The 21,879-nt window shown below is 35.8% G+C and carries 17 protein-coding genes, 1 tRNA gene and 1 pseudogene; 13 read left to right on the forward strand and 6 right to left on the reverse strand.

The genetic code is table 11. The annotated features are described in order from the left end of the window. The first annotated feature begins 54 nt into the window (after positions 1-54). Positions 55-1,180: pseudogene (locus tag OPR21_RS08745) on the forward strand (IS3 family transposase). Here OPR21_RS08745 and OPR21_RS02760 read toward each other — a convergent pair. Beyond that, positions 1,138-1,278, reverse strand: coding sequence for a hypothetical protein (locus tag OPR21_RS02760; RefSeq protein ID WP_265030147.1), 141 nt, complete (start codon positions 1,276-1,278; stop codon positions 1,138-1,140). The pseudogene OPR21_RS08745 and the gene OPR21_RS02760 overlap by 43 nt on opposite strands. Positions 1,279-1,354: 76 nt before the next feature. Then, positions 1,355-2,459 (reverse strand): peptide chain release factor 2 gene (gene prfB / locus OPR21_RS02765; RefSeq protein WP_141456981.1). Its coding sequence is split into 2 segments (ribosomal slippage): positions 1,355-2,383 and positions 2,385-2,459, totalling 1,104 coding nucleotides; the frame shifts between segments, so codons are not numbered across the junction. Positions 2,460-2,612: 153 nt separating this feature from the next. Here prfB and mgtE point away from each other — a divergent pair. Continuing rightward, a complete protein-coding gene (gene mgtE / locus OPR21_RS02770; protein ID WP_006280192.1) occupies positions 2,613-3,983 on the forward strand; it encodes a magnesium transporter in 1,371 nt (456 codons plus the stop codon). Positions 3,984-4,246: 263 nt separating this feature from the next. Here mgtE and OPR21_RS02775 read toward each other — a convergent pair whose 3' ends face one another. Continuing rightward, positions 4,247-5,707 (reverse strand): TrkH family potassium uptake protein, encoded by a 1,461-nt coding sequence (locus tag OPR21_RS02775; protein ID WP_236514849.1) that lies wholly within the window; start codon positions 5,705-5,707, stop codon positions 4,247-4,249. Between the two features lie 141 nt (positions 5,708-5,848). On the opposite strand from OPR21_RS02775, the gene OPR21_RS02780 reads away from it, so the two are divergent. Then, on the forward strand, positions 5,849-7,102 hold the full coding sequence (locus OPR21_RS02780) for a hypothetical protein (protein WP_265030148.1): 1,254 nt from the start codon (positions 5,849-5,851) through the stop codon (positions 7,100-7,102). Positions 7,103-7,181: 79 nt separating this feature from the next. Here OPR21_RS02780 and OPR21_RS02785 read toward each other — a convergent pair whose 3' ends face one another. Beyond that, positions 7,182-8,198, reverse strand: coding sequence for a substrate-binding domain-containing protein (locus tag OPR21_RS02785; RefSeq protein ID WP_236514846.1), 1,017 nt, complete (start codon positions 8,196-8,198; stop codon positions 7,182-7,184). Positions 8,199-8,339: 141 nt separating this feature from the next. Here OPR21_RS02785 and dcd point away from each other — a divergent pair, with 141 nt between their 5' ends. The 6 genes from dcd (at position 8,340) to OPR21_RS02815 (ending at position 17,582) form a co-directional block, all read left to right on the forward strand. Beyond that, positions 8,340-8,897, forward strand: a complete 558-nt coding sequence (gene dcd / locus OPR21_RS02790; RefSeq protein ID WP_006280485.1) for a dCTP deaminase — start codon at positions 8,340-8,342, stop codon at positions 8,895-8,897. A gap of 752 nt (positions 8,898-9,649) precedes the next feature. Next, the gene (locus OPR21_RS02795; RefSeq protein WP_077188104.1) at positions 9,650-12,865 is read left to right on the forward strand and encodes a glycoside hydrolase/phage tail family protein; all 3,216 of its coding nucleotides are present in this window, start codon (positions 9,650-9,652) and stop codon (positions 12,863-12,865) included. A gap of 57 nt (positions 12,866-12,922) precedes the next feature. Further along, the gene (locus tag OPR21_RS02800; RefSeq protein WP_077188103.1) at positions 12,923-13,789 is read left to right on the forward strand and encodes a hypothetical protein; all 867 of its coding nucleotides are present in this window, start codon (positions 12,923-12,925) and stop codon (positions 13,787-13,789) included. Between the two features lie 183 nt (positions 13,790-13,972). After that, positions 13,973-15,136 (forward strand): multidrug effflux MFS transporter, encoded by a 1,164-nt coding sequence (locus OPR21_RS02805; protein WP_006279533.1) that lies wholly within the window; start codon positions 13,973-13,975, stop codon positions 15,134-15,136. 132 nt (positions 15,137-15,268) lie between these two features. Continuing rightward, positions 15,269-15,673, forward strand: a complete 405-nt coding sequence (locus OPR21_RS02810) for an ankyrin repeat domain-containing protein (protein WP_265030149.1) — start codon at positions 15,269-15,271, stop codon at positions 15,671-15,673. Continuing rightward, positions 15,579-17,582, forward strand: coding sequence for an ankyrin repeat domain-containing protein (locus tag OPR21_RS02815; protein ID WP_265030150.1), 2,004 nt, complete (start codon positions 15,579-15,581; stop codon positions 17,580-17,582). The genes OPR21_RS02810 and OPR21_RS02815 overlap by 95 nt, the downstream gene beginning before the upstream one ends. Before the next feature lie 15 nt (positions 17,583-17,597). Here the strand turns inward: OPR21_RS02815 and tkt are convergent, their stop codons facing one another. Continuing rightward, positions 17,598-19,670 (reverse strand): transketolase, encoded by a 2,073-nt coding sequence (gene tkt, locus OPR21_RS02820; RefSeq protein WP_077188101.1) that lies wholly within the window; start codon positions 19,668-19,670, stop codon positions 17,598-17,600. A 113-nt stretch (positions 19,671-19,783) separates the two neighbouring features. Between tkt and rpsD the strand changes: the two genes are divergently transcribed. The 3 genes from rpsD (at position 19,784) to iscX (ending at position 20,725) form a co-directional block, all read left to right on the forward strand. Then, on the forward strand, positions 19,784-20,398 hold the full coding sequence (gene rpsD, locus OPR21_RS02825; RefSeq protein ID WP_265030297.1) for a 30S ribosomal protein S4: 615 nt from the start codon (positions 19,784-19,786) through the stop codon (positions 20,396-20,398). A 9-nt stretch (positions 20,399-20,407) separates the two neighbouring features. Next, positions 20,408-20,494 (forward strand) — tRNA-Leu (locus OPR21_RS02830). 30 nt (positions 20,495-20,524) lie between these two features. Beyond that, entirely contained in the window at positions 20,525-20,725 is a 201-nt protein-coding gene (iscX, locus tag OPR21_RS02835) for a Fe-S cluster assembly protein IscX (protein ID WP_077188100.1), read from the forward strand. Between the two features lie 242 nt (positions 20,726-20,967). Here the strand turns inward: iscX and OPR21_RS02840 are convergent, their stop codons facing one another. Then, positions 20,968-21,186, reverse strand: a complete 219-nt coding sequence (locus OPR21_RS02840) for a hypothetical protein (RefSeq protein WP_182366768.1) — start codon at positions 21,184-21,186, stop codon at positions 20,968-20,970. A 316-nt stretch (positions 21,187-21,502) separates the two neighbouring features. On the opposite strand from OPR21_RS02840, the gene OPR21_RS02845 reads away from it, so the two are divergent. Next, positions 21,503-21,844 (forward strand): DUF721 domain-containing protein, encoded by a 342-nt coding sequence (locus OPR21_RS02845; protein WP_064125521.1) that lies wholly within the window; start codon positions 21,503-21,505, stop codon positions 21,842-21,844. The last annotated feature ends 35 nt before the right edge of the window (positions 21,845-21,879 follow it).

A 21,879-nucleotide genomic window follows, 5' to 3' on the forward strand; every position in this document is an offset into this window, starting at 1 on the left:
TGGAGAGAAAGAAAAGAGTTTTTTTGGGTAAAATAAAATTTTGGAGGATTAGAAATGGTAAGAGAATATACAGCAGAATTCAAATTGGAAGCTGTTAAACTGGCAAATGAACAAAGAAAGGCAGGTCAAACAATTACAAAAATAGCAAAGGATTTAGGAATAAAGGGTGGTTTATTAGGAAAATGGATAAAGAAACACAACGAAAAAAAGTCGGCAGCAGATGCATTTCCAGGTAGAGATAACATGGCTCCTTACGACAAAGAGAGATTTGATTTACAGAAAGAGTTAGCAAAAGTAACAAGAGAAAGAGACATTTAAAAAAAAGCCCTGGCCAGTCAAAAAGAGTAAAATATTTTTTCATAAAAGAGCATAGTAAACACTATAAAGTGCAGGAATTATGTAGGGTTTTGAATGTATCTGCTAGTGGCTACTATAAGTGGACTACAAGGAAAATAAGCAGTAGAGAATCAGCAAATAAAGAGTTATTAGCAGATATTCAAAAAATATATCAAGCTTCTAAATGTAGATATGGAGCTCCTAAAATTCATGCTGAATTGAAGGCTTTGGGTAAAAGTTGCAATTTGAAAACGGTGCAAAGTATTATGCAGAAAAATGACATCAGGGCTATACTGAGAAGAAAGTTTAAAATTAAAAAACAACAAACAGATAATAGAGCTGTAGCTCCCAATATACTAGATCAAAACTTTATTGTTGATCAACCAAATAAAGTATGGGATTACTTACATCAAAACCAAGGAGGGATGGCTATATTTGGCAGCAATAATCGATCTATATTCACGCATGGTAGTTGGCTGGTCAATGAGCAGTTCATAAATAAACAATTGGTTATGGACTCTTTATTAATGGCTGTTAACAAGCGTAAACCTGCCAAAAATCTACTATTACATAGTGATCAAGGTTCACAATATACTTCGCAAGGTTATCAATATCTCTTATCCATAAAAAACATAGATGAGTCATAAAGGTTGTTGTTACGACAATTCTGTTGTGGAAAGCTTCTTTAGCTCATTGAAAAGAGAAATACTTATTGATACTTCACAACACTCTGCTCAACAAACTAGAACTGCAATATTTGAATACATAGAAATTTTTTATAACAAACAACGTCACTATTAACTATTGCATTCCAGAACAATTTGATGCATCATTCTTTTTGTAAAAAACATTCCAAACTTTCTCTCCACTTTTTCTGGGTAAGGTCACTTCTTTATTAACTGTACTTAATATTTCTTCCCGTTGCTTATAGTTCATTGCCATAACTTTACCTCTAATTTTAAATAGTATTTTTAATTATCACCTATCACAGCAAGTAAAGTCAACTCCAAATGAATTCTTAATTTTGCTTAGTAAGCACACTAACTATGAAACAATCTATATTACCATCAAAAACAGAATTTATATTGCCCACTTCATGTCCGGTTCTTAAATCCTTCACCATTTGATATGGATGCATAACGTACGATCTGATCTGATTGCCCCAGCCTATATCGCATTTTTTACCATATTCTTCAGCCATCTTTTGTTCTTTCTTTTCCAGTTCAATTTGGTATAAACGTCCTTTAAGTAATTTCAATGCCTCATCTTTATTTCTGTGTTGAGAACGACCATTTTGGCATTGAACTACAACACCAGTTGGAATATGCGTAATGCGTACTGCACTTTCAGTTTTGTTCACATGCTGACCGCCTGCTCCGGAAGCACGATAGGTGTCGATCTTTAGATCCTTTTCATCCACAGCAATATCAATTGAATCTTCTATCACTGGAGTTACTCCTACACTTGCAAAACTGGTATGACGTTTACCATTTGCATCAAATGGCGATATTCTAACCAGCCTGTGAATTCCACTTTCACTTTTTGCCCACCCATAAGCTTTTTCTCCAACGATTTTTATCATTGCAGACTTTATACCAACTGACTCTCCTTCTAATTTTTCTACAACTTCAACTTTAAAGTTGTGATAAATTTCTGCCCACCTTATATACATGCGCATCAGCATTTCAGCCCAATCATTGCTCTCGGTTCCGCCAGCTCCTGAGTGGATTTCTAAAAAGCAGTTATTATTATCTGCTTCACCAGTAAATAAGGACTCTGTTTCTTTATACTTGATTAATTTCTCTAGCTTAGCTAATTCATTTTCAACTTCAGAGAAAAATTCTTCATCATTTTCATCAATAGCAGACTTCATTAAGCTGATGGCATCGTTGTAATCGCTTTCCAGCTTTAAAAACGACTCTACGTCATTCTTAATTTTAGAACGTTCTTTTAAAACTTCTTGTGCTTTTTGGTTATCTTGCCATAGGTCATCATTCGACGCTTGGGAGTCAAGCTCTTCAAGACGCAACTTTAATTTTTCTATGTCAAAGACACCTCCTGATAAGAGAAATACTTTTATTTAAGCTTTGAAAGTGTTCAAGAATTTCTGGATAAGTTTTCATTATACTTTAGATTTTAATATATTTACTATCAATAACAATAACAGTAAACAAAATAGAAATTTAACCATATGATAGTTAATTTAAATAATTTCATTATACTTTAATGTTTAAGGAAATCAAGCGCGTATATTTATTAAAAAACAAGGTAAAGTAATGAATATTGAAATAAGTTCCCATTATGGTTTAGACAAAAAGGCTATTGATGACTTAATAGAGTCACTTGATAACGAGGAGCTAGAGAATGTTCGTAATATTGTAAAAACGATAGACAGTGTTCAGTTAGCTTATTTTTTATCTACTTCGATCAGTGATCACAGGGAGAAATTAGTTAATATCCTCGATCAACATTTGTTAAGTGATGCCCTAGTGCATGTAGTGCCAGATTTACAAATAGAGATCATAGAAACATTGGGAATAGAAAATACAGCAAAGTTACTAATGCTCCTTGATGTAGAAGATATAGTAACCATAGTGAAAGATTTAGATAGAAAGTCTGTAGAAAATATACTTTACTATTTGCCCAGCAAAACTCAGAAATCGGTAGAGGAGTTGCTATCATATCCAGAAGAAAGTGCAGGAAGGTTAATACATAAAGATATGGTTATAGCTCCATATTATTGGACAATAAATCAACTGACAGAATTTGTGTGCAACTATAAAAAAATACCAGAAAAATTTCACCAGATATTCATTATCAACTCAAAATTAGAGCCTATAGGCAGTGTTAATTTAAATAAGGTAATATCTCACTCAGGAGACACAATAATAAAAGAGATAATGGATCATGACATAAAAATCATTAAAACTGGAATAGACCAAGAGGAAGTAGCAAGAATATTTAAAGATTACTCTCTATTATCGGCTCCGGTAGTAAATAAGAATGGTAAAATTATTGGTGTGATCTTAATTGAAGATGTGATAAAAGTTGTTCAACAAGAAACAGAAGAGGATGTACTCAAAATAAGCGGTGTATCTTCTAAAGCCGATATAAATGCCCCTATACATAAAACTATAATTAAAAGGCTACCTTGGTTACTGTTTAACCTCTTAGCTGCAACAATGTGTTCCATAGTAGTTGGCTTTTTCGATGATGTAATAAAAAGTTTTATAGTGCTGCCAATAATCATGCCGATAATTGCATCAATGAGCGGAAATGCAGGATCCCAAACAGTAACGCTAACCATCCGGGCAATCGCAACAAAATATCTAACTGAGCAAAATGCAAAAAGAATACTGATGAAAGAATTTTTAATAGGTCTTATAAACGGGGTGATCTTATCTACTATTTCATTAGTAGTGTTAGCAATAAGGTTTCACAACTTCAAAGTGGAGATGATTTTTGTGGTCTCCATGATTATGATGTCAATTATTGCAACGTTCATCGGAACTTTCATTCCTATAATGCTTCATCGCTTAAAGTCTGACCCTGCCGTTTCTTCTTCAATCCTAACATCGGCAACAACTGATATTCTCTCAGCTTTTATATTTCTTGGTTTAGCTACGATCTTTTTATTAAATAGCTAATACTATCTATAGCTATACCGCCGCGAACCGTCATGCCGCGATTCATTCGCGGTATCTCTTAGCATAGATCCCGCTAACAAGTAGCGGGATGACGAGAAAGGGGCTACTTGGATGACATTCTTCCTGGTGTGCCCAAATCACAATGTTCGTACATCTGTGGATTTATTCGCGGTATAGATATCGCTAACGAGTAGCGGAATGACGGTTTTTCAAATTGTCGTAAGTCAGTTTAGCTATAATATCAAATTTCACAACTTCACCAACTATTTCTTTCTATTAAATAAGAATAAATTACCTATACAAAAATAGATTGGCAATATTTCAAGTCTGCCAAGCAGCATTAAAAACGATAGAAATAATTTTACTTCATTACTGAAAGAGGAATAATTACCCGAAGGGCCTATTAAATTACTAAATCCCGGGCCAGAGTTTGTAAGCGTTGCAGAGACTGAACTGATGCTAGTTATAAAGTCTGCATTGCTTAAGTAAGACATCACTATTGATGAAATGGTAAACGTTAACATGAAAATTGCAAAAAATATAAAGACAGAGTGAACTTCATCATTCTCCAGAATTTTTCCATTGAATTTTACTCCATTGTCTGCATCAGGGTTTAATAAAAGGTAAAAGTAATTTCTTATAGACCTTAAAAGAACAATCAAGCGGAAGATTTTGACACCACCACTTGAAGAACCACTACATCCACCAACAAAGGTTAGAAAAAAAGCTAAGACTGAAATGAAACTCCAATCTATATGATTACAGATTGCATAACCAGTTGACGTAATTAAAGAGGTGATGGTAAATGTGCTGCATCTAAATGATAATGACACTCCTAAATCAACATTTTTATACAACCAAAAACAAGCAAATAAAGATGAAACAATAGCTATCTTAACAAAGTAAGAGACCTGTTCATCATAGCAAATGTCTAATCGTCTTATAATTTTTAAATAGCTAAGAAAAGGCAGAGAACCCAAAATCATAAAAATGATCGTTATGACTTCTAACATAGGGTTATTGTAGTGCCCTATAGAATCGTTATAGTTAGCAAATCCACCAGTTGATACAGAGGACATTCCGTGGCATATTGCATCAAATAGTGGCATACCAGCTAGATAATAGGAAAATATGCATAACAAAATTAAGCCATAATATATTGCCGTAACATGAATCACTACGCTTCGCGTGTTCGGCAACTTCCTTTTGGTAGCATCTGAATATTCAGAATAAAGTAAATTATTTAGGCTGAGAACCTTAAACATAGGAAAAACTGCAATTCCTAAAGTGATTACACCAAAACCCCCCATGCCATGTAGCATTGCTCTCCATAGCAGTATTCCTGGAGATTGTTTTTCAATATCATTAAATATAGTTGCTCCTGTGGTTGTGATGCCAGATATCGTTTCAAACAATGCATCAACATAGCTCAGATTATCAAAATAGAAAGGAATAGCTGCAAACAGAGACAAGGCAATCCAGGTGCAACTAGTAATCGCAAAAATTGCTGGCATTCCATGCAATCTACTTAATTTACCGAGTAAAATAAAAATTGCGCCAGATGTGCAGGTAATTATGAATCCAGCGAGGAAATTTTTCCATTCGTAGCTGAGATACTTATTGGTAATAGCAGGAATAAGCATTGCTAAGCTAAACAGCAATAGGAATATTCCCACAATAAATACAATTGAACGCAAATTTTGTAAACGTTGATGATTTTTCATAGAGTTACTTCCTCGCTATACAAAGCCATAAAAGCTACTCTAACGTCAAGCATTTTGTTGGCCTTTATTAACAGTTATTAACAACATACTTGATTTACTTGTAAATATGTGTGATAATTAAATTTTTATTAGAGGTAAGATATGGTTGAATTAACTGATGCACAAGAAAAAATTCTAGGTTCATTAAGACAGGCAGTCTGGGATGGCAATTTTCAAAAAGTCCAGGACATATTCAACAATGGTGAACATAATGATATACAAGCAGTTTTGAACCACGAGGGGACTTTGACTAGTAACAAAGGTACCATTTTAGATTTTGTTATTGACTGTTCTGAAGCTAGCGTTAACACTAAAGTCGAGATCATTGAACTAATTTGGGAGGAAGCTGATCAAAAAACTCGTGATTTTTTGTGTGATTACAAGGTAACAAAATCTTTTGAAGATCAACCATATTTTACGGATACAATAGATGATCTTAAACGCTTTCAAGGAAAATTTGACCCTCATAGCACAGAATATTTTGCTCTTGTACAAGTTGTTCAAAAAATAGAAGATCACAAGTGGGTAATGGATCTTGATTCCAACTTACAAGAAGCAATAGAAAACCTTGATATTGATCAAGTTAAAGCAGCATTAGAGAATTGTGGTGAAGATGTAGAAAGGGTTTTAGAGCGAGAGGTATATTGGAGTAGTGGAAGAGTAGATGCCCTTTTAGTTTATCCTCTGAAAGTTGAATATAGTGAAGAATTGAACCAAGAAGATGTGGAAAAGATAAAAGAAAGCTTTAAATTAATGTTTGATGCTGCTTCTCCATGGCTCCTTGGGTTCGAGCCCAATGGAAATAACTATGTAATGGATAAACTTACATGTGCACAAAAACGTTTTGCTAAAATACCTGGAGTAGGTGAGCAATGCTTTCAAGATTTGATTCAAGAATTTGAGGAAAAACTTAGTAAAAATGAACTAGATAATGCCAAGATTAATGATCAGATAGCATGGGATAAAGAGTATGCGACTCGATTTTCACAAGAAATCAATCAGGATCCGTCTGAGAATGATGATCTTAACTTTATAGATGACACTGATCTAGATCAAAACACCGTAAACTCTGCACCAACTGCAGACAACAAAACCCCAGAAAAAAACGATACAAACTTCTGGAGTGAACACAAAGGGAAGATCGCTCTGGGCGTTGTTGGACTATGCGTAGTTGGTGCTATTGCAGCCTATGTGCTGGCATATCCTGTAGTTGCATTAGTTTTAGAAGTTTTAGCAGTTTCAGCATTGGCTGTACTAGCTTATATTGGAGGAGTTTGTGAGAAATCAGAAAGCCCAAATACGAAAAGCTCGGACCCGGTTGTTTCTGGGGTGTTGCAACAACGCAGAACTGTCTAATTAGTAATCCATTGTCATCCCAGCGCGCCGCGCTGGGTCTGACTACGCTAGAACAAAGAATATAAAAGAAACGTTGCCGTCACGTTATATCATAAACCTTTGCTGAAGCTTTCTTTATATCTTCACTTGAAAGTGGAATTAGACCAAGCCTAGATAGGTACCCATCTTCAATGCCGATCGAATCTATAATTTCTTTTATGAATTCTCTTAATCCATCAACAGTATCCAGGTGTTCTTTCTTTATATAAAGGTATAGAGGTCTTGCTAATATATATTTTCCCGATGATATATTTTCGTAAGTTGGCTCAATTCCTGCAATTGTGCTCCCTTGTATTTTATCTTGATTCCTCATTAAAAAGCTAAAACTAAATATCCCTAAAGCGTTCTTGTTACTTTTCAATTTTTGTATTATTATGTTTTCATTAATTCCAACTTCTATATACCTTCCGTCATCCCTTATATTACCACATGCTTGCTTTCTTTCTTCCTGATCTTTATAATTCTCTTTGAAAATTCTCGAGTTCATGCATGAATATTGATCAAGCATAATAGAATTAACCAAAGTTTCGTATGTGCCTGTATTTTGATGTGGACCATAAATTTCAATTTCTGTTTTTGGTAAGGCTTGATTTACATCAGACCAAAACTTCTTATTATTTTTTACTAATTTATCATTTTCTTGAGAATATGCAGATAAAGTTTCAAATAAGTCCTTCTTTGTGAAATCAAATCTATGGCTTTGATTTGAATTTGCAATGACAATTCCATCATAGCCAATGATGATCTCTATCACTTCATTAATTTTATTTCTTTTACATAGTTCTCTTTCTACTTCCTTCATAGGGCGAGATGAAGTGGTGATGTCTGGAGTGTCTTCCCCTATTCCTGAGCAAAACATTTTGAATCCTGATCCACTTCCTATCGATTCCACAACTGGAGTCTTAAAGGAGAATACACGATTGAACTCCTCGGCTATAAATGAGATAAAAGGAAAAACAGTTGAAGACCCAACAATTCTGATGTATTTCCTGGCATCAGCATTTGACAGCGGCATGAATAATACGAATACAAAAATCAGGAGAAAGTTTCTAAGCATTATTTTTAGTTAAGAACATAAATCTAATTATTGTAACAAAAAATCAAACTGAAAAGCTTTAATTGCATGACAAAAGCTATAGTTTACATTTAAATTTTATTTTATATTATTGTAAGTATTACACAACTTTAAGGGGCAATTATGGCAGTTATGCCAGATAAATGGATAAGAGAAAAAGCTGAAAATTTTGGAATGATAGAGCCTTTTGTGAATCACAAAAGCAGCAAAGGTGTCATATCTTTCGGACTATCATCTTATGGTTACGACGCAAGAGTGGATAATAAATTTAAGATTTTTACTAACGTTAATTCAGCCATCGTGGACCCTAAAAATTTCTCTGAGAATAGTTTTATAGATAAAGAAACAGACGTATGCATAATTCCACCAAATAGCTTTGTGCTTGCAAGTACAGTGGAATATTTCCGTATACCAAGGAATGTACTGGTCATTTGTGTTGGTAAATCAACTTACGCAAGGTGTGGAATTATAGTAAACGTTACTCCCTTAGAACCTGGATGGGAAGGTCATGTCACACTCGAATTCTCAAACACCACTCCACTTCCTGCGAAAATTTACGCTAATGAAGGCGCATGCCAATTCGTATTTTTAAGCGGCGAAAGTGAATGCGAGAAATCATATGATGATATGAAAGGAAAATATATGAATCAGCATGGTATCACTTTGCCGCTGGTGAAGTGATTGCCATGAGAGTGGTAATTTTTCACTTCCGTACTTTTTCATTGTTGCTTACAATAATTATAGCTACACCATGTGCTTTTCTTAATTAAAAACTTCAATTATTCATTGTAAGTTGTTGAATTTCTTATCATAGTATCTGTTATCCGAGTAGCCCCTTTCTTGTCATCCAAGTGCCTTGACTACTTGGATCCAGCTTTCTATGTGACCTCATCAAAAATGTTTATTTTTCAGCCATTTTTATACTTATCAACTCAGTGTGCTTGCTTACAATTAAAATTCCTAGATCCCAGTGGGCTTTGTTGCATCGCTACTTATGAAAGGCTAACTATAGTTAGGATTATAAGCAACCTATTGAAAATCTTGTTTTTTTGCAATCAATCTGATCAAATTTAAGAATAGTAATTTGTTATTTATATTAATAAATTTAATTCTATTGAAAATAGCTAAAGCATTGAAATTCTTGAATTTTAGCCAGATTAGTGAGTGGTAGTGAAATTTCTTTTACTCAAATTTAGGTATTCACTGACCGTTCTTGTTATAAATACCAGAATAATAAGCTACTGATATTCCCTATCTTTTTTATCTTTAATCCATCATAGCTAGCGATGCAACAAAGCCATCCCAGTGTCGGAGCACTGGGATGACAAAGGAGGAAGCACTGGGATGACAAGGTTATAGGTGTCATCCAAGTAGCGTGACACTTGGATCTTTTCTCAACAATTTCAAAAAAATCTATCAAAAGGAGGATTACCATGTCTACAATAATTTTATCATCAATTTTTGGTCAAGCAGGCAGCATTTTTGGTCCAATTGGCCGGATTATCGGCTCAGAACTCGGTGCTCTTCTTGGTGCACAGCTAGATGGGGCAATGTTCGGCCTTGATGCCGAGCAAAAAGTAACGCATGGTGCGAGACTAAAAAATCTGCAAGTTCAAACCTCAACCTACGGCAGAACGATTCCAATTATCTATGGCACTGCTCGTGTTGCAGGGAACATTATTTGGTCACAGCCAATAAAAGAAGAGGCGATAACCACCAAAAGCAAAATTGGAAGAGGTATGAACGTTACATATAATTACTACGCAACGCTTGCAATTGCGATCTGCAAGGGGAAAGTAGAAAAATTAAACAGAATCTGGGCAGATACAACATCACTTAGCTTTGATGAAATAGATTATACTTTTTACAGCGGCAGAGAAGACCAAAATCCTGATCCATTTATGTCATCAATTGAAGGAGAGGGGAATGTGCCGGCTTATAGGGGAATATCTTACATAGTCATCAAGAATTTTCCTTTAGCAGACTATAATAATCATGTTCCGGTATTTACGTTTGAAGTGCAAACTGCAGTAAAGTCAAATGAATTTTCAGTAGCAAAAAATATTCGGAATATCAATATCATACCAGGTTCAGGTGAGTTTGTATATGATACAAAAATACAGAAGAAAATCGCGCAAGAGAAAATAAGCAGCAACCAATATATCCCATATGGGCTGGCGCAAAGGGTAAATCACAACAACCACACTAAAAAGAGCGATGCAATGCTTTCTTTGGATCAATTAAAGGGAGATTTACCAAATGTTGAGTGGGTATCGGTAGTAGTCAATTGGTTTGTGAATGATCTGAACATTAAAGATTGTAAAATATATCCTGCAGTTGAATTTCAAGATGATTCCGCAATATTACCTGATGATTGGCAAGTAGGGGGTGTAACCAGAGATAATGCTCAGCTAATTTCAAAAGATGCGAGTGGAAACCCAAGGTATGGTGGCACAGTTAGTGATGCAGCGTTGATAAGATATATAGAAGAGCTACACAGCAGAGGCTACAAGGTGATGCTCTATCCAATGCCCTTACTTGATACAAAGAACAAAGAGTGGCGAGGAAGGTTGAGCGGGACTCCTGAAGATATAAGTGATTTTTTTAAGAATCAGTACAACAAATTTATAGAGCATTATGCAAGCATTGCCAAACAAACTAAAGTGGAAGGGTTTATCATTGGTTCTGAATTTGCGCAACTTACCAAAATCAGGGATGAACAAGGGAATTACCCTGCCGTTATAGAGCTGGTCAAGCTTGCAAAGCAGATAAAACTTAATCTTGGAAAAGAAGTAACAGTTACCTACGCTGCAGATTGGAGCGAATACCATTCATATGATGGTTGGTATAATATGGATGAACTGTGGTCTTCAGAGTATATCGACGTTGTTGGCATAGATGCTTATTTTCCACTGACTGATGGTCCAGAGCCTCCTTTTGGTTATTCCGCGGAAGATGTAATGGGTGGTTGGAGCAGTGGAGTGGGGTATGATTATTTCTATGATTACTCAAAGGGTGAGCCTGAAAGAGTAAAGTATAACGACAGCAGGTATGCGTGGAAAAACATAGCAAAATGGTGGAGTGAAACTCACATAAATCCAGGTGGTAGTAAAACGAAATGGCAACCAAAAATGAAAAAAATATGGTTTACTGAGTATGGATTTCCCAGTATGAACGGCTGCACTAATGAGCCAAATGTGTTTGTTGACAAAGGCAGCATAGAGAGCAAATATCCACGATATTCAAACGGAGAGGTGAGCTTTCTTTCGCAAAAAATTGCAATTGAAGGAACGCTAAAAAAGTGGCAAAGTTCAGAAATGGTAGAAAAAATGTTTCTCTGGGCATGGGATGCAAGGCCATTTCCTTACTTTCCCAATTTATGTGATGTGTGGGCTGACTGCCATAATTGGCAGACAGGACATTGGATTCAGGGAAAGCTTTCACAGCTTAATATTTCCGATGTTTTATCGGATCTGTTACAAAAAACAGGTTTAAAAAGCGATCAGTTCGATACAAGCAACGTCAAAGGGTTATTGTCTGGGTATGTGATAAACGACCAGCAATCGGTACGTTCAATTATTAAAATGCTGCAAAGTTGCTATTTTTTTGATGTGGTTGAACAGGACTCTAAACTGAAATTTGTCCAAAAGGGCAGGGGAGTTACGACTGGAATACCAATTGGTGAAATGGTTTTCAGTAACAATTCAAAACTTGCTAATATCAGTCAATTAGATTTAAACAATAAAGTTAACGTCGTTTATTTTAATCGCAATTTTGGCTATCCAATTGATGTTAAATATGCTGAGTTGCCAAAGCAAGGCGCTGCTATAACAGTTGAAATACCGCTCATTATGGAGGAGGGAGAGGCGCAAAATATAGCTGAGGTTTTACTTTATTCTTCGTGGCAAGAGAGAAATATATACAATTTCAAGCTGCCGATAAAATATGCGTGGCTTGTGCCAAGTGATGTAATAACGATTTTAGACGGTGAGAAAAAGCATACGGTGAGAATTATAAAAACAAAATTCGAAAGCATGTCCATTCAAGTAATTGGCGTTGGTTATGATCACTCTATATATAAGCTTTCTTTTCCTTCAACAAGGTCACTTATGCTGAAGGAATACCCTCCCTCTCACATTAGCAAAACCATCGTAGAAATGATAGATTTACCGGATATTAAAGGTAATAGTGCAAGCTTTACTTTAATTAGTGAGGAAAAGAATTGGAAGGGAGCAACACTCTTTATTTCGTACAACGATAAGGATTATAAGCCTATTGCAAGCACAAACAAGCAGTCTACTTACGGATATGTAATGGAATCTACCGACGAGGGGCTTATAGTAGTGTTACGTTTTGGAAACATAACTTCAATTGCGGACTCAAATTTAGCACTAGTTGGAAAAGAGATAGTGAAATTCCAGAATGCTGAACTTATAGATAAAAATAAATATAAGCTTAGTAACCTAATCAGAGGACAAGAAGGTACTAAAGAGTATCAGCACACTGCAGGTGAAAAATTTGTTCTACTTGATGATTCAATAATATCTTTCGAAGTGCAAAGGGGAAAAAAGTTTTACCTAAAAGCAGTGACTTACGGTGACTCGCTGGAAAATACGGAAGTGAAAGTGATAAATTCATTTAGTAATTGAAATTTAATAAAGTAAGTGCTAGAATTAATATACAGGTATTAATGGTAGAGATATAACATGTCAAAGGAAATGGTCAATGCGTTGAAAGCTGAAGTGAAGAAGCTCAAATATGCTGATTTCAAAGCTAACACTGGGGACGAAGTAATTTCTGGTGAGGGAACATATAAGGATCTTAATAGAACACACGGCCTTGCTATTAACGGACAAAAAATAACTAACGAATTTATTAACGATCTGTATTCAAACCATAAAAATCTAATTCTACGGGATGAAAACGGAAAAGGGAATTATCGTCCATTTCTCAGACAAATTTTTACAGAAATGTTTAAACACGTTGGTGCAACAATTCCCAATAACTCTATTATTGAGGAGTTAATAAATAACTATTATCAGGGCGGATATACTCATTTTCTTCCTAATGATATGAGTCACGCTCTTGGATCTTTTCATTTGTTAACGCAAAGCAACTGTATGACAAGAGAGTATATTATGGATTGTCGTGAACCCAATTGTATAAAGCTTAGTTTTAGCATGAAATATACAAAAATGCTTAACTATGATGATTATACATATATCGAAACACCAGGTTTTTGCAGTTCAGCGGAGTTTAAACTAAAATGTGAAGGTGAAAATGTGGTATATGAAGATGGTAAAGTACTTCTTACCATTCCTAAAGAGTTAGAGAACTATAAAGCTGGTGATGACGGTTTGTTTGATAAGCTTACTTATATTATAAATAAGATTATTGAGTATTTCAAAAAACTTTGTGAGAAATTGGGCTTTGAGTTTGATACAAGAATAGAGTACGATCCTGAGCATAATATAAAAATAGAGCATAATCTTGGTGAACCACTAAAGGTAGTAAGTGAGGCAAATGCATCTTCTGTTGAAGACTTAAAGCTTAAAGTGAATAATTCAAGATAAGATATTGAAATTCGTGCTTTTTATGATTTTAGCTTAAGATTTCAGTGTCCGCTACTCGCATGACATCGTTTACTATGTAACATTGTACTTATACTAATGAAAAAAATACATTATAATTAAGCATATTTACCAATAAATCATTAAGTGAAAACAGCTCTTTCGCAAAATATCATCTCTCTTATTATGATATTGTCTGTAGCAATTGTCGATATGGCAACTGACCTATACTCAGTTGCACTACCAAGCATTGCCAATTATTTTAAAGTAGAAGGCAGTGTAGTGCAGCTTACAATTAGCTTGAATCTAGTTGGATTTGCGGTGTCTGGATTAATTTATGGTCCATTATCGGACCATTATGGTAGGCGTCCAATGATGCTGATTGGTATGACAATTTTTACTTTGGCAAGTGTCATGTGTTATATAGCCGACAGTATTGCGCTCTTGATACTAATTCGCTTCATACAAGGAACAGGGGCTGGTGTTGCAGGTGTTGTTGGGTATGCAGCAATAAGGGATATGTACTCGGGTAGTGAATACTCGAGAGTCATTTCAAAATTAAATATGGTTGTGGCACTCTCACCTGGAATAGCTCCAGTGGTGGGCAGTTATATAATTTCACATGGGTATAGTTGGAAATTTTTGTTTTTTATTATATCACTTGCAGCAATTGCTATACTTATTTTTATCTACTTTAAGTTACAAGAAACACTCACTGTAAATAAAAATGAAACCAGTATAACTAACATAACTACTAATATCTGCAAGCAATATATATCAATATTTAGAAATTATCGTTTCCTTGGGTTTTCAGCCATTCATGGATTAACTTTCATGTGGCTTTGGGCATACATTGCTAACTACCCGTTCATATTTGAATCGATGGGCATTGAAGTACAGTATTTTGGCTACCTCATATCGATCATAGTCATATTTTACATAATTGGAACTTTAATTAATAGAAGGTATGTACCAAAAGTAGGGGTTAGCAAAATGCTAATAATAGGTTTGGTGTTACCGATAATATCCGATAGTTTATTGGTATATTTTTATTTCGCGGACAAGTTAAATATATTAATTCTTCAAACTGTTTGGATTCCAGCCAATATCGGACTTGCATTAATAATAAGCAATAACGTAACTTCTGCTTTAGAAACGATCAAAGGTATAGGGCTTGGTAGTGCAGTTCTCTCATTCTGCAATATGATGTTTGGGGCTATTGGAATATATATAGTAGGAAAATTTTTTCGCTATGGTATTTTACCAAATTTACTATTAACAATAGCATGCTCTACAATTGCAATTCTTATGTACAGCCAGCTCAAATGTACTGAAAAACACAGGGAATAACCATTATTTGCGTGATCCAGAGCTCATGGGTTATTAATGACTTTATCATGATAATATAATTTTACAGGGGGTGAGAGCTCATAGATTATTAACGACTTTATCATAACAATATAGTTTTACAGGAGGTATGGGATGAGCAATTCAAACAGAGATATAAATGCTGAATTACGTAAGGCTGCTCTAGAAGGTAATATTGAGAAAGTAAAAAGTCTAATAAGTGAAGGAGCAGATGTTAATGCAGTAGATGTACATAACAACACTCTTTTACATTATGCTGCTGGAAATGGCTATGCAGAGATAGTAAAAGATCTATTGGATAATGGGGCAAATGTTAATGCAGTAGGATTTGCAAATATGACTCCTCTACATCGAGCTGCTGAAGAGGGCCGTAAAGAGGTAGTAGAAGTTTTACTAAATAATAGGGCAAATGTTAATGCAATAGATGAACATAACAGCACTCCTTTACATAGGGCTGCTGAAGAAGGGCCATCAAGAAGTAGTAGAAGCCCTACTGAAAGTAAATGGGATCGATGTTAATGCACAAGATAAATATGAAGGTACTCCTTTACATTTTGCTGCTGCACATGGCCATAAAGAGGTAGTAGAAGCCCTATTGGACAAAGGGGCAAGTGTTAATATAACAGATCAAAATGGAAAGACTCCTTTACATCGGGCTGCTGAAAATGGCCATGCAGAGATAGTAAAAGATCTATTGGAAAAAGGGGCAAATGTTAATGCAACAGATCAAAATGGAAATATTCCTTTAGGTTTAGCCGCTGATGAAGAAATAAAAACTCTATTGCAATCCGCAGAAGAATCTGATGATGCTAGTCCAGTATTGCAAAATGATGAAGAAGAAAGCCAAGTTCCACAAAATGCTGCTTTACTTGAGGCTGCTAAAAGTGGTGATATTAATGAAGTAAAGCGTCTAATAAAGGAAGGAGCAGATGTTAATGCATTAGATACAAATCTAAATAATTCTTTATATTGGGCTGTTAAAAATAATCACTCTACTACAGCAGAAGTTCTATTAGATAATGGAGCAGATTTGCATACTTTCGACCCTAGTCGAGAACGCGACGTGTTGAGTAGATACCAAGAAATAGAAACTGAACATAGCAAGAATTCTTTACATCTGGCTGCTAAGCTTGGCAACTTGGAAGCAGTACAAGATCTATTAGGGAAAGGGGCAAATGTTAATGCACAAAATGACACAGGAAAGACTCCTTTACATTGGGCTGCTAGAGAAGGTCATAAGCAAGTGGTGCAAGCCCTATTGGACAAAGGAGCAAATGTTAATGCAGAAGATCAAGATGGAGAGACTTCTTTAGATTTAGCCACTAATCAAGACATAGAAACTCTATTACGAAACACAGCTAAATTACTTAAGGTTGCTAAAAGCGGTGATATTCAGGAAGTAAACAGTCTAATAAATAAAGGAGCAAATGTTAATGCAACAGATCAAGATGGAAAGACTCCTTTACATTGGGCTGCTGTAAAGGGCCATGAAGAGGTAGTAGAAGCCCTATTGGGAAAACATGGAATCGATGTTAATTTAGCAGATAAGAATAAAGATACTCCTTTACATTCTGTTCTTAAAAAGGACAACATAGATATAAATGTATTGAACGCTCTACTGAGAGCAGAAGGAATCAATGTTAATACACAAGATGGAGATAACAGGACTCCTTTGCATTTGGCTGCTAAAAAGGACAACATAGATATAAATGTATTGAACGCTCTACTGGGAGCAGAAGGAATCGATGTTAATGCACAAGATAAAGATAACAGGACTCCTTTACATTGGGCTACCGGTAGGGATAATGTGGAAGTGGTTAATGTTCTAATAATAAAAGGAGCAGATGTTAATGCACAAGATAAAGATAACAGGACTCCCTTACATTTTGCTGCTCAAAATAACAACAAAGAAATAGTAGACGCCCTAATAAAAGCAGGAGCAGATGTTAATATAAAAGATGAAGATGGAAAGACTCCCTTAGATTTAACTACTAACGAAGAAATAAAAACTCTATTGCAACCCGCAGAAGAATCTGATGATGGTTCAGTGGGTGAGCCAGCGACAGATAGTGAAGGGGGTCAAGAGGAAGAGGAGGAAGATTCAAATCAATCACAGAGAGAGCAAGACATCAATGGAGAAAAAGGAGCTGATGTACAAGACAACGATGTAGGTCCTGTTGCTTCCACAGAACCTGCACAAACAGAAGAACAGCCGAGCTCTTTTTTTGGTAGTTTGTTTAGTATACTTATGAAGCCTTTTTCATTAATAGGATCATTTTTTAGTGATTTTTTTTCATGGTTATTTGGGTCTAACACTGATGAATCTACATCGCAAACCGATGCTAGTGTTTCTTTACTTAGATCCGATTCATTAGACGAAGAAGATAGTAGTGGTGGTCATTATAGTGCAATGAACACAGATGTGTAGAGTAATGCAAGAAGTCTACTCAATGTAAACCAGTTTCTCACACACACATTTTACTACGTGATCAGCACTGATATTAAAATGCTCATAAAGTGTTTTATAAGGTGCTGATTCTCCGAAGCTTTTCATGCCAATAAATATACCGTTTGAACCTATGTATTTATGCCAACCCATTTCACTTCCGGCTTCAATTGCAACTTTAATGCTGTCATTATTTAATATTGCCGCTTTATATTCATCGCTTTGCTCGTCAAAAAGCCTCCAGCATGGCATAGAAACAATCCTTGTACCTATACCCTTTTCCTGCAATTTCTCCCTTGCTTCAACTGCAATTTCAACCTCGGACCCCGTAGCAAATATCGTCACTTTTAATTCTTTTGAACATTCACACAAAATATATGCACCAAACTTCGATAAATTAGCAGATTGATCGATATCAGAGTAGAACTTGCGCATGTAACTTACGTTTTGCCTTGAGAGCGCAAACAGTGCTGGAGATTCTTTCTTTTCGAGTGCAATGCTAACACACTCCAGAGTTTCAACTGCATCGGCTGGCCTAAAAACATATAGATTTGGTATAGCACGCAAAGAGGCTAAATGCTCTATTGGCTGATGAGTTGGGCCATCTTCTCCCACTCCAATTGAGTCGTGAGTCATGACATACATAACCTGCTGCTTCATCAGAGCTGAAAGACGTATAGCAGGACGACAATAGTCGGAAAATACCAAAAAAGTGCCGCCATAAGGAAGAATCGCGCCGTGAAGTGCCATACCATTCATACATGCTGCCATAGCGTGCTCTCTCACTCCATAGTGGACATAAGAGCCACTATAATTATTGCTATTTATTACCTGCATGTGCTTATATTTAGTGCAATTTGACCCAGTAAGATCAGCAGAACCGCCGATTAATTCCGGCATAGACTCAGTTAAAAGTTCCATTACTCTGCCGAAAGAAGATCGAGTAGCTTCGTTTGGCATTAGCTCACATATTTGTTTCTTCAGGTCAGCTAAAACACCAGCGATATTATCTGGTAGATGTTTATCTAACCGTCTTTGAAGTTCTGCATGATACCCTGTCATCCCAGCATTCTCTTCTGTCATCCCAGTACTCTCTCTTGTCATCCCAGTGCTTGACACTGGGATCCATTCTTTTTCTTCTTTCCTGGATTCCAGCGTTACGCGCTGGAATGACATCGTGTAGTTTTGTTTTGCTCTCTCAACAGTTTTCTTCCAGGCATTTTTCACATCTTCTGGTACATGGAATGGTTCATAATTCCAGTTTAATTTCTCTCTCATCTGTTTTATGTCTTCCTCCGAAAAAGCACCACTGTGAGCAGAGGATGTGCCAGCACGGCTTGAAAATTTTCCGATAATGGTTTTGCAGCAGATCATTGTAGGTTTACCAGACTTTTTTGCTTGCTCTATTGCAAAGGATATGGCATCAAAATCGTGGCCATCAATTTTGTCAACATTCCATCCATACGCTAAGAAGCGTTTCTCTACATCATCAGAGCAGGAAAGGCAAGTAGCGCCATCTATAGAGATATCATTATCATCAAAAAGAGCTATGAGCTTATTCAATTTAAGATGCCCAGCAAGTGATGCTGCTTCATGGCTTATTCCTTCCATAAGACAGCCATCCCCTAGCATCACGTAAGTGTGGTGATTGATTCTGAATTGCTTTTTAAGGATTGATTCAGCAAGTGCCATGCCAACAGCAGCGGCAAACCCCTGACCGAGCGGGCCTGTTGTTGCCTCTACCCCGGAAGTCAAGCCGAACTCTGGATGACCTGGGGTCTTGGATCCCATTTGCCTGAAGTTTTTTAGCTCATCTATGCTAATATAACCTGTCAAATATAATATTGAGTATAGTAACATTGACCCATGACCGTTTGATAAAACAAAGCGATCTCTATTGAACCATTTAGAATCATCAGGATTATGATTCAGATATTTAGCAAACAAAACAGTTGCAACATCTGCCATGCCAAGTGGCATACCTGGGTGTCCAGAGTTTGCTTTTTGTACTGCATCAATTGATAAAAAACGGATGGCGTTTGCCATAGATTTTAAATGTGAATGATTCATGTGTTAATAGAAAAACTTAAAAATGAAGTATAAAAGATTATATCAGCAAAAACAAGTTGACACTGAGTGCTAAAATCCTTAATAATCTAAAGTTAAATCGTGAGAGTTTTTATATGACAACTGTTATCACTAGAAAGTATAGGATTAGCCGTAGACTTGGTGTAAATTTATGGGGTAGAGCTAAAGACCCAGTAAACAAAAGGAAATACCCTCCAGGTCAACATGGTATTCTTGGATTCAAGAAGTTATCCGACTTTGGTAAGCAGTTTGCTGCGCATAAGAAATTTAAGTTTTACTATGCGATTTCAAGTAAGCAGCTCAGACATACATTTTTAGATGCTTATAACAGAAAGGGTTATACGGCTGATAATTTTATCGGTATCTTAGAATCGAGATTAAGTTCTGTTTTATACCACTCTGGTCTTGTTCCAACAATTTACTCAGCAAAGCAGCTCATATCTCATAAGCACGTTACAGTTAATGATAAGGTGGTTAACATATCGAGTTATCGAGTGAAGCCAGGTGATATAATAAAAATAAGAGAAAGGGCAGCAAAAATCCCTGTAGTAGTAGAGGCTGAACAAAAACAAGAGCGCAAGGCTCCGGATTATTTAGAAGCAGATAGTAAAGAGCATTCAGTGAAGTATTTGAGGTCACCTCAATATTCTGAGGTTCCTTATTCAGCAGACATGGAAGTCAATTTAGTAGTAGAGTTTTACTCTAGATAGATAAAAAAAGCCCGTGTGGCGGAATCGGTAGACGCAGCGGACTTAAAATCCGTGGGTTTTGCGACCTTGGGAGTTCAAGTCTCCCCATGGGCACCAATTTAACTTAGCAGATAAATACAAAAAAGTATGAAATGGTTTGATATAGAAGATATTGTAGAAGCTCTGGAGGAAAAATTTCCAGATGAGAATATAATTAGTATCAGATTCACTGAGCTTAAAAAAAAGGTCTTGAGTTTAGAGGAATTTGATGATGATGAAAAACGCTGTAACGAAAAAATACTCGAAGCTATTCAAGCAGCTTGGATTGAGGAAAGATTAACCGCATAGCAATAAACCATACGCAAACGTGATTTCTATTACAATTTGCATATTGATTATGCTATTTTTTGGATCTAGCCTGGCAAATTAATAATAATTTAACCAATTACAATTAAAACAGCTATAAGGTTAATTATGAGGCAAAACAAAAATTTTTGAATGGAACGACTTACTTGACAAGTGCTACGTTGAGATAAATTTTACATAAAAATACTGCTTTTATGGTGTGAGGCTAGAGGTTTGTAAAGCAGTTAGAAGGTTGTCATCCCAGTGTCAGCTACACAACTGTACGAACATTTATTTTTGTTAAACACAGCAAATGGTGTCATGCCAGTGCTTGACACTGGCATCCAGCTTTTGATCGAAAATGTTGTATAGTGCACAATCAATTTTTCTGGATCCAAGTAGTCTGAGCACACAACTGTACGAACGTTGTAGTTTGGGAGCAATTCCCACCAGTGGGGTGTCATCCCAGTGCCCAGACACTGGTTCTATGCAACTTAATTAAAAACGTTTATTTTAGCGTAAGACAACTACCTTTAGCTCATCAGCTCAGTTATAAGCAAAATTTCTGGATTCCAGACTGGAATGACACCATTTGCTGTGCAATTTACCTTCAAAAATGAATGTTCGTACAGCTATGTGTCTGAGCACTGGGATGACATCCTCCCTGGTGGACTCAAATTACAATGTTTGTGCAGTACGCACTGGAATGACAGGGCTTTAAGAAATCCAATGTAGTGGTAAACCTTACTTATTTAGTTATACTAGAAACAAAACAGAAAAATGCTCAAACACAGCGGTCCAAAAAAATTAAAGTCTATAATTGAAAACTATGCATTAAAATGCATGAAAAATAAGATTAGTAAAAATGAAATACGTCTGATTTTAAACTGGCGAAATATAGTAGGGAAAGAAATAGCAGAGTGTACAAAACCGAAAAAGATCTCATATGCACAGAATATAAATTCGGGTGTGTTGCATCTGGTAGTAACAAATGGCAGCAAAGCATTGGAAATTCAGCATATGATTTCTCTTATAATAGAAAAAATTACGATATTTTTTGGCTATAAAGCAGTATATGGTATAAAAATTAAGCAAGAGAGTATTGACTATTTGACTATATAAGGTAATCTAAGTACATAGAATAATTTGGTATATTG

It is taken from the genome of Wolbachia endosymbiont (group A) of Philonthus cognatus (assembly GCF_947251755.1).
Classification (GTDB): Bacteria; Pseudomonadota; Alphaproteobacteria; order Rickettsiales; family Anaplasmataceae; genus Wolbachia; species Wolbachia pipientis.

Coding starts and splice junctions, on each gene's coding strand:
- OPR21_RS02800 (WP_077188103.1), top strand. CDS start 12,923: ATGTCAAAGGAAATGGTCAATGCGTTGAAAGCTGAAGTGAAGAAGCTC.
- OPR21_RS02810 (WP_265030149.1), top strand. CDS start 15,269: ATGAGCAATTCAAACAGAGATATAAATGCTGAATTACGTAAGGCTGCT.
- OPR21_RS02780 (WP_265030148.1), top strand. CDS start 5,849: ATGGTTGAATTAACTGATGCACAAGAAAAAATTCTAGGTTCATTAAGA.
- tkt (WP_077188101.1), bottom strand. CDS start 19,670: ATGAATCATTCACATTTAAAATCTATGGCAAACGCCATCCGTTTTTTA.
- OPR21_RS02805 (WP_006279533.1), top strand. CDS start 13,973: ATGATATTGTCTGTAGCAATTGTCGATATGGCAACTGACCTATACTCA.
- OPR21_RS02775 (WP_236514849.1), bottom strand. CDS start 5,707: ATGAAAAATCATCAACGTTTACAAAATTTGCGTTCAATTGTATTTATT.
- OPR21_RS02815 (WP_265030150.1), top strand. CDS start 15,579: ATGAACATAACAGCACTCCTTTACATAGGGCTGCTGAAGAAGGGCCAT.
- mgtE (WP_006280192.1), top strand. CDS start 2,613: ATGAATATTGAAATAAGTTCCCATTATGGTTTAGACAAAAAGGCTATT.
- OPR21_RS02795 (WP_077188104.1), top strand. CDS start 9,650: ATGTCTACAATAATTTTATCATCAATTTTTGGTCAAGCAGGCAGCATT.
- iscX (WP_077188100.1), top strand. CDS start 20,525: ATGAAATGGTTTGATATAGAAGATATTGTAGAAGCTCTGGAGGAAAAA.
- rpsD (WP_265030297.1), top strand. CDS start 19,784: ATGACAACTGTTATCACTAGAAAGTATAGGATTAGCCGTAGACTTGGT.
- OPR21_RS02785 (WP_236514846.1), bottom strand. CDS start 8,198: ATGCTTAGAAACTTTCTCCTGATTTTTGTATTCGTATTATTCATGCCG.
- dcd (WP_006280485.1), top strand. CDS start 8,340: ATGGCAGTTATGCCAGATAAATGGATAAGAGAAAAAGCTGAAAATTTT.
- OPR21_RS02760 (WP_265030147.1), bottom strand. CDS start 1,278: ATGGCAATGAACTATAAGCAACGGGAAGAAATATTAAGTACAGTTAAT.
- OPR21_RS02840 (WP_182366768.1), bottom strand. CDS start 21,186: ATGACACCCCACTGGTGGGAATTGCTCCCAAACTACAACGTTCGTACA.
- OPR21_RS02845 (WP_064125521.1), top strand. CDS start 21,503: ATGCTCAAACACAGCGGTCCAAAAAAATTAAAGTCTATAATTGAAAAC.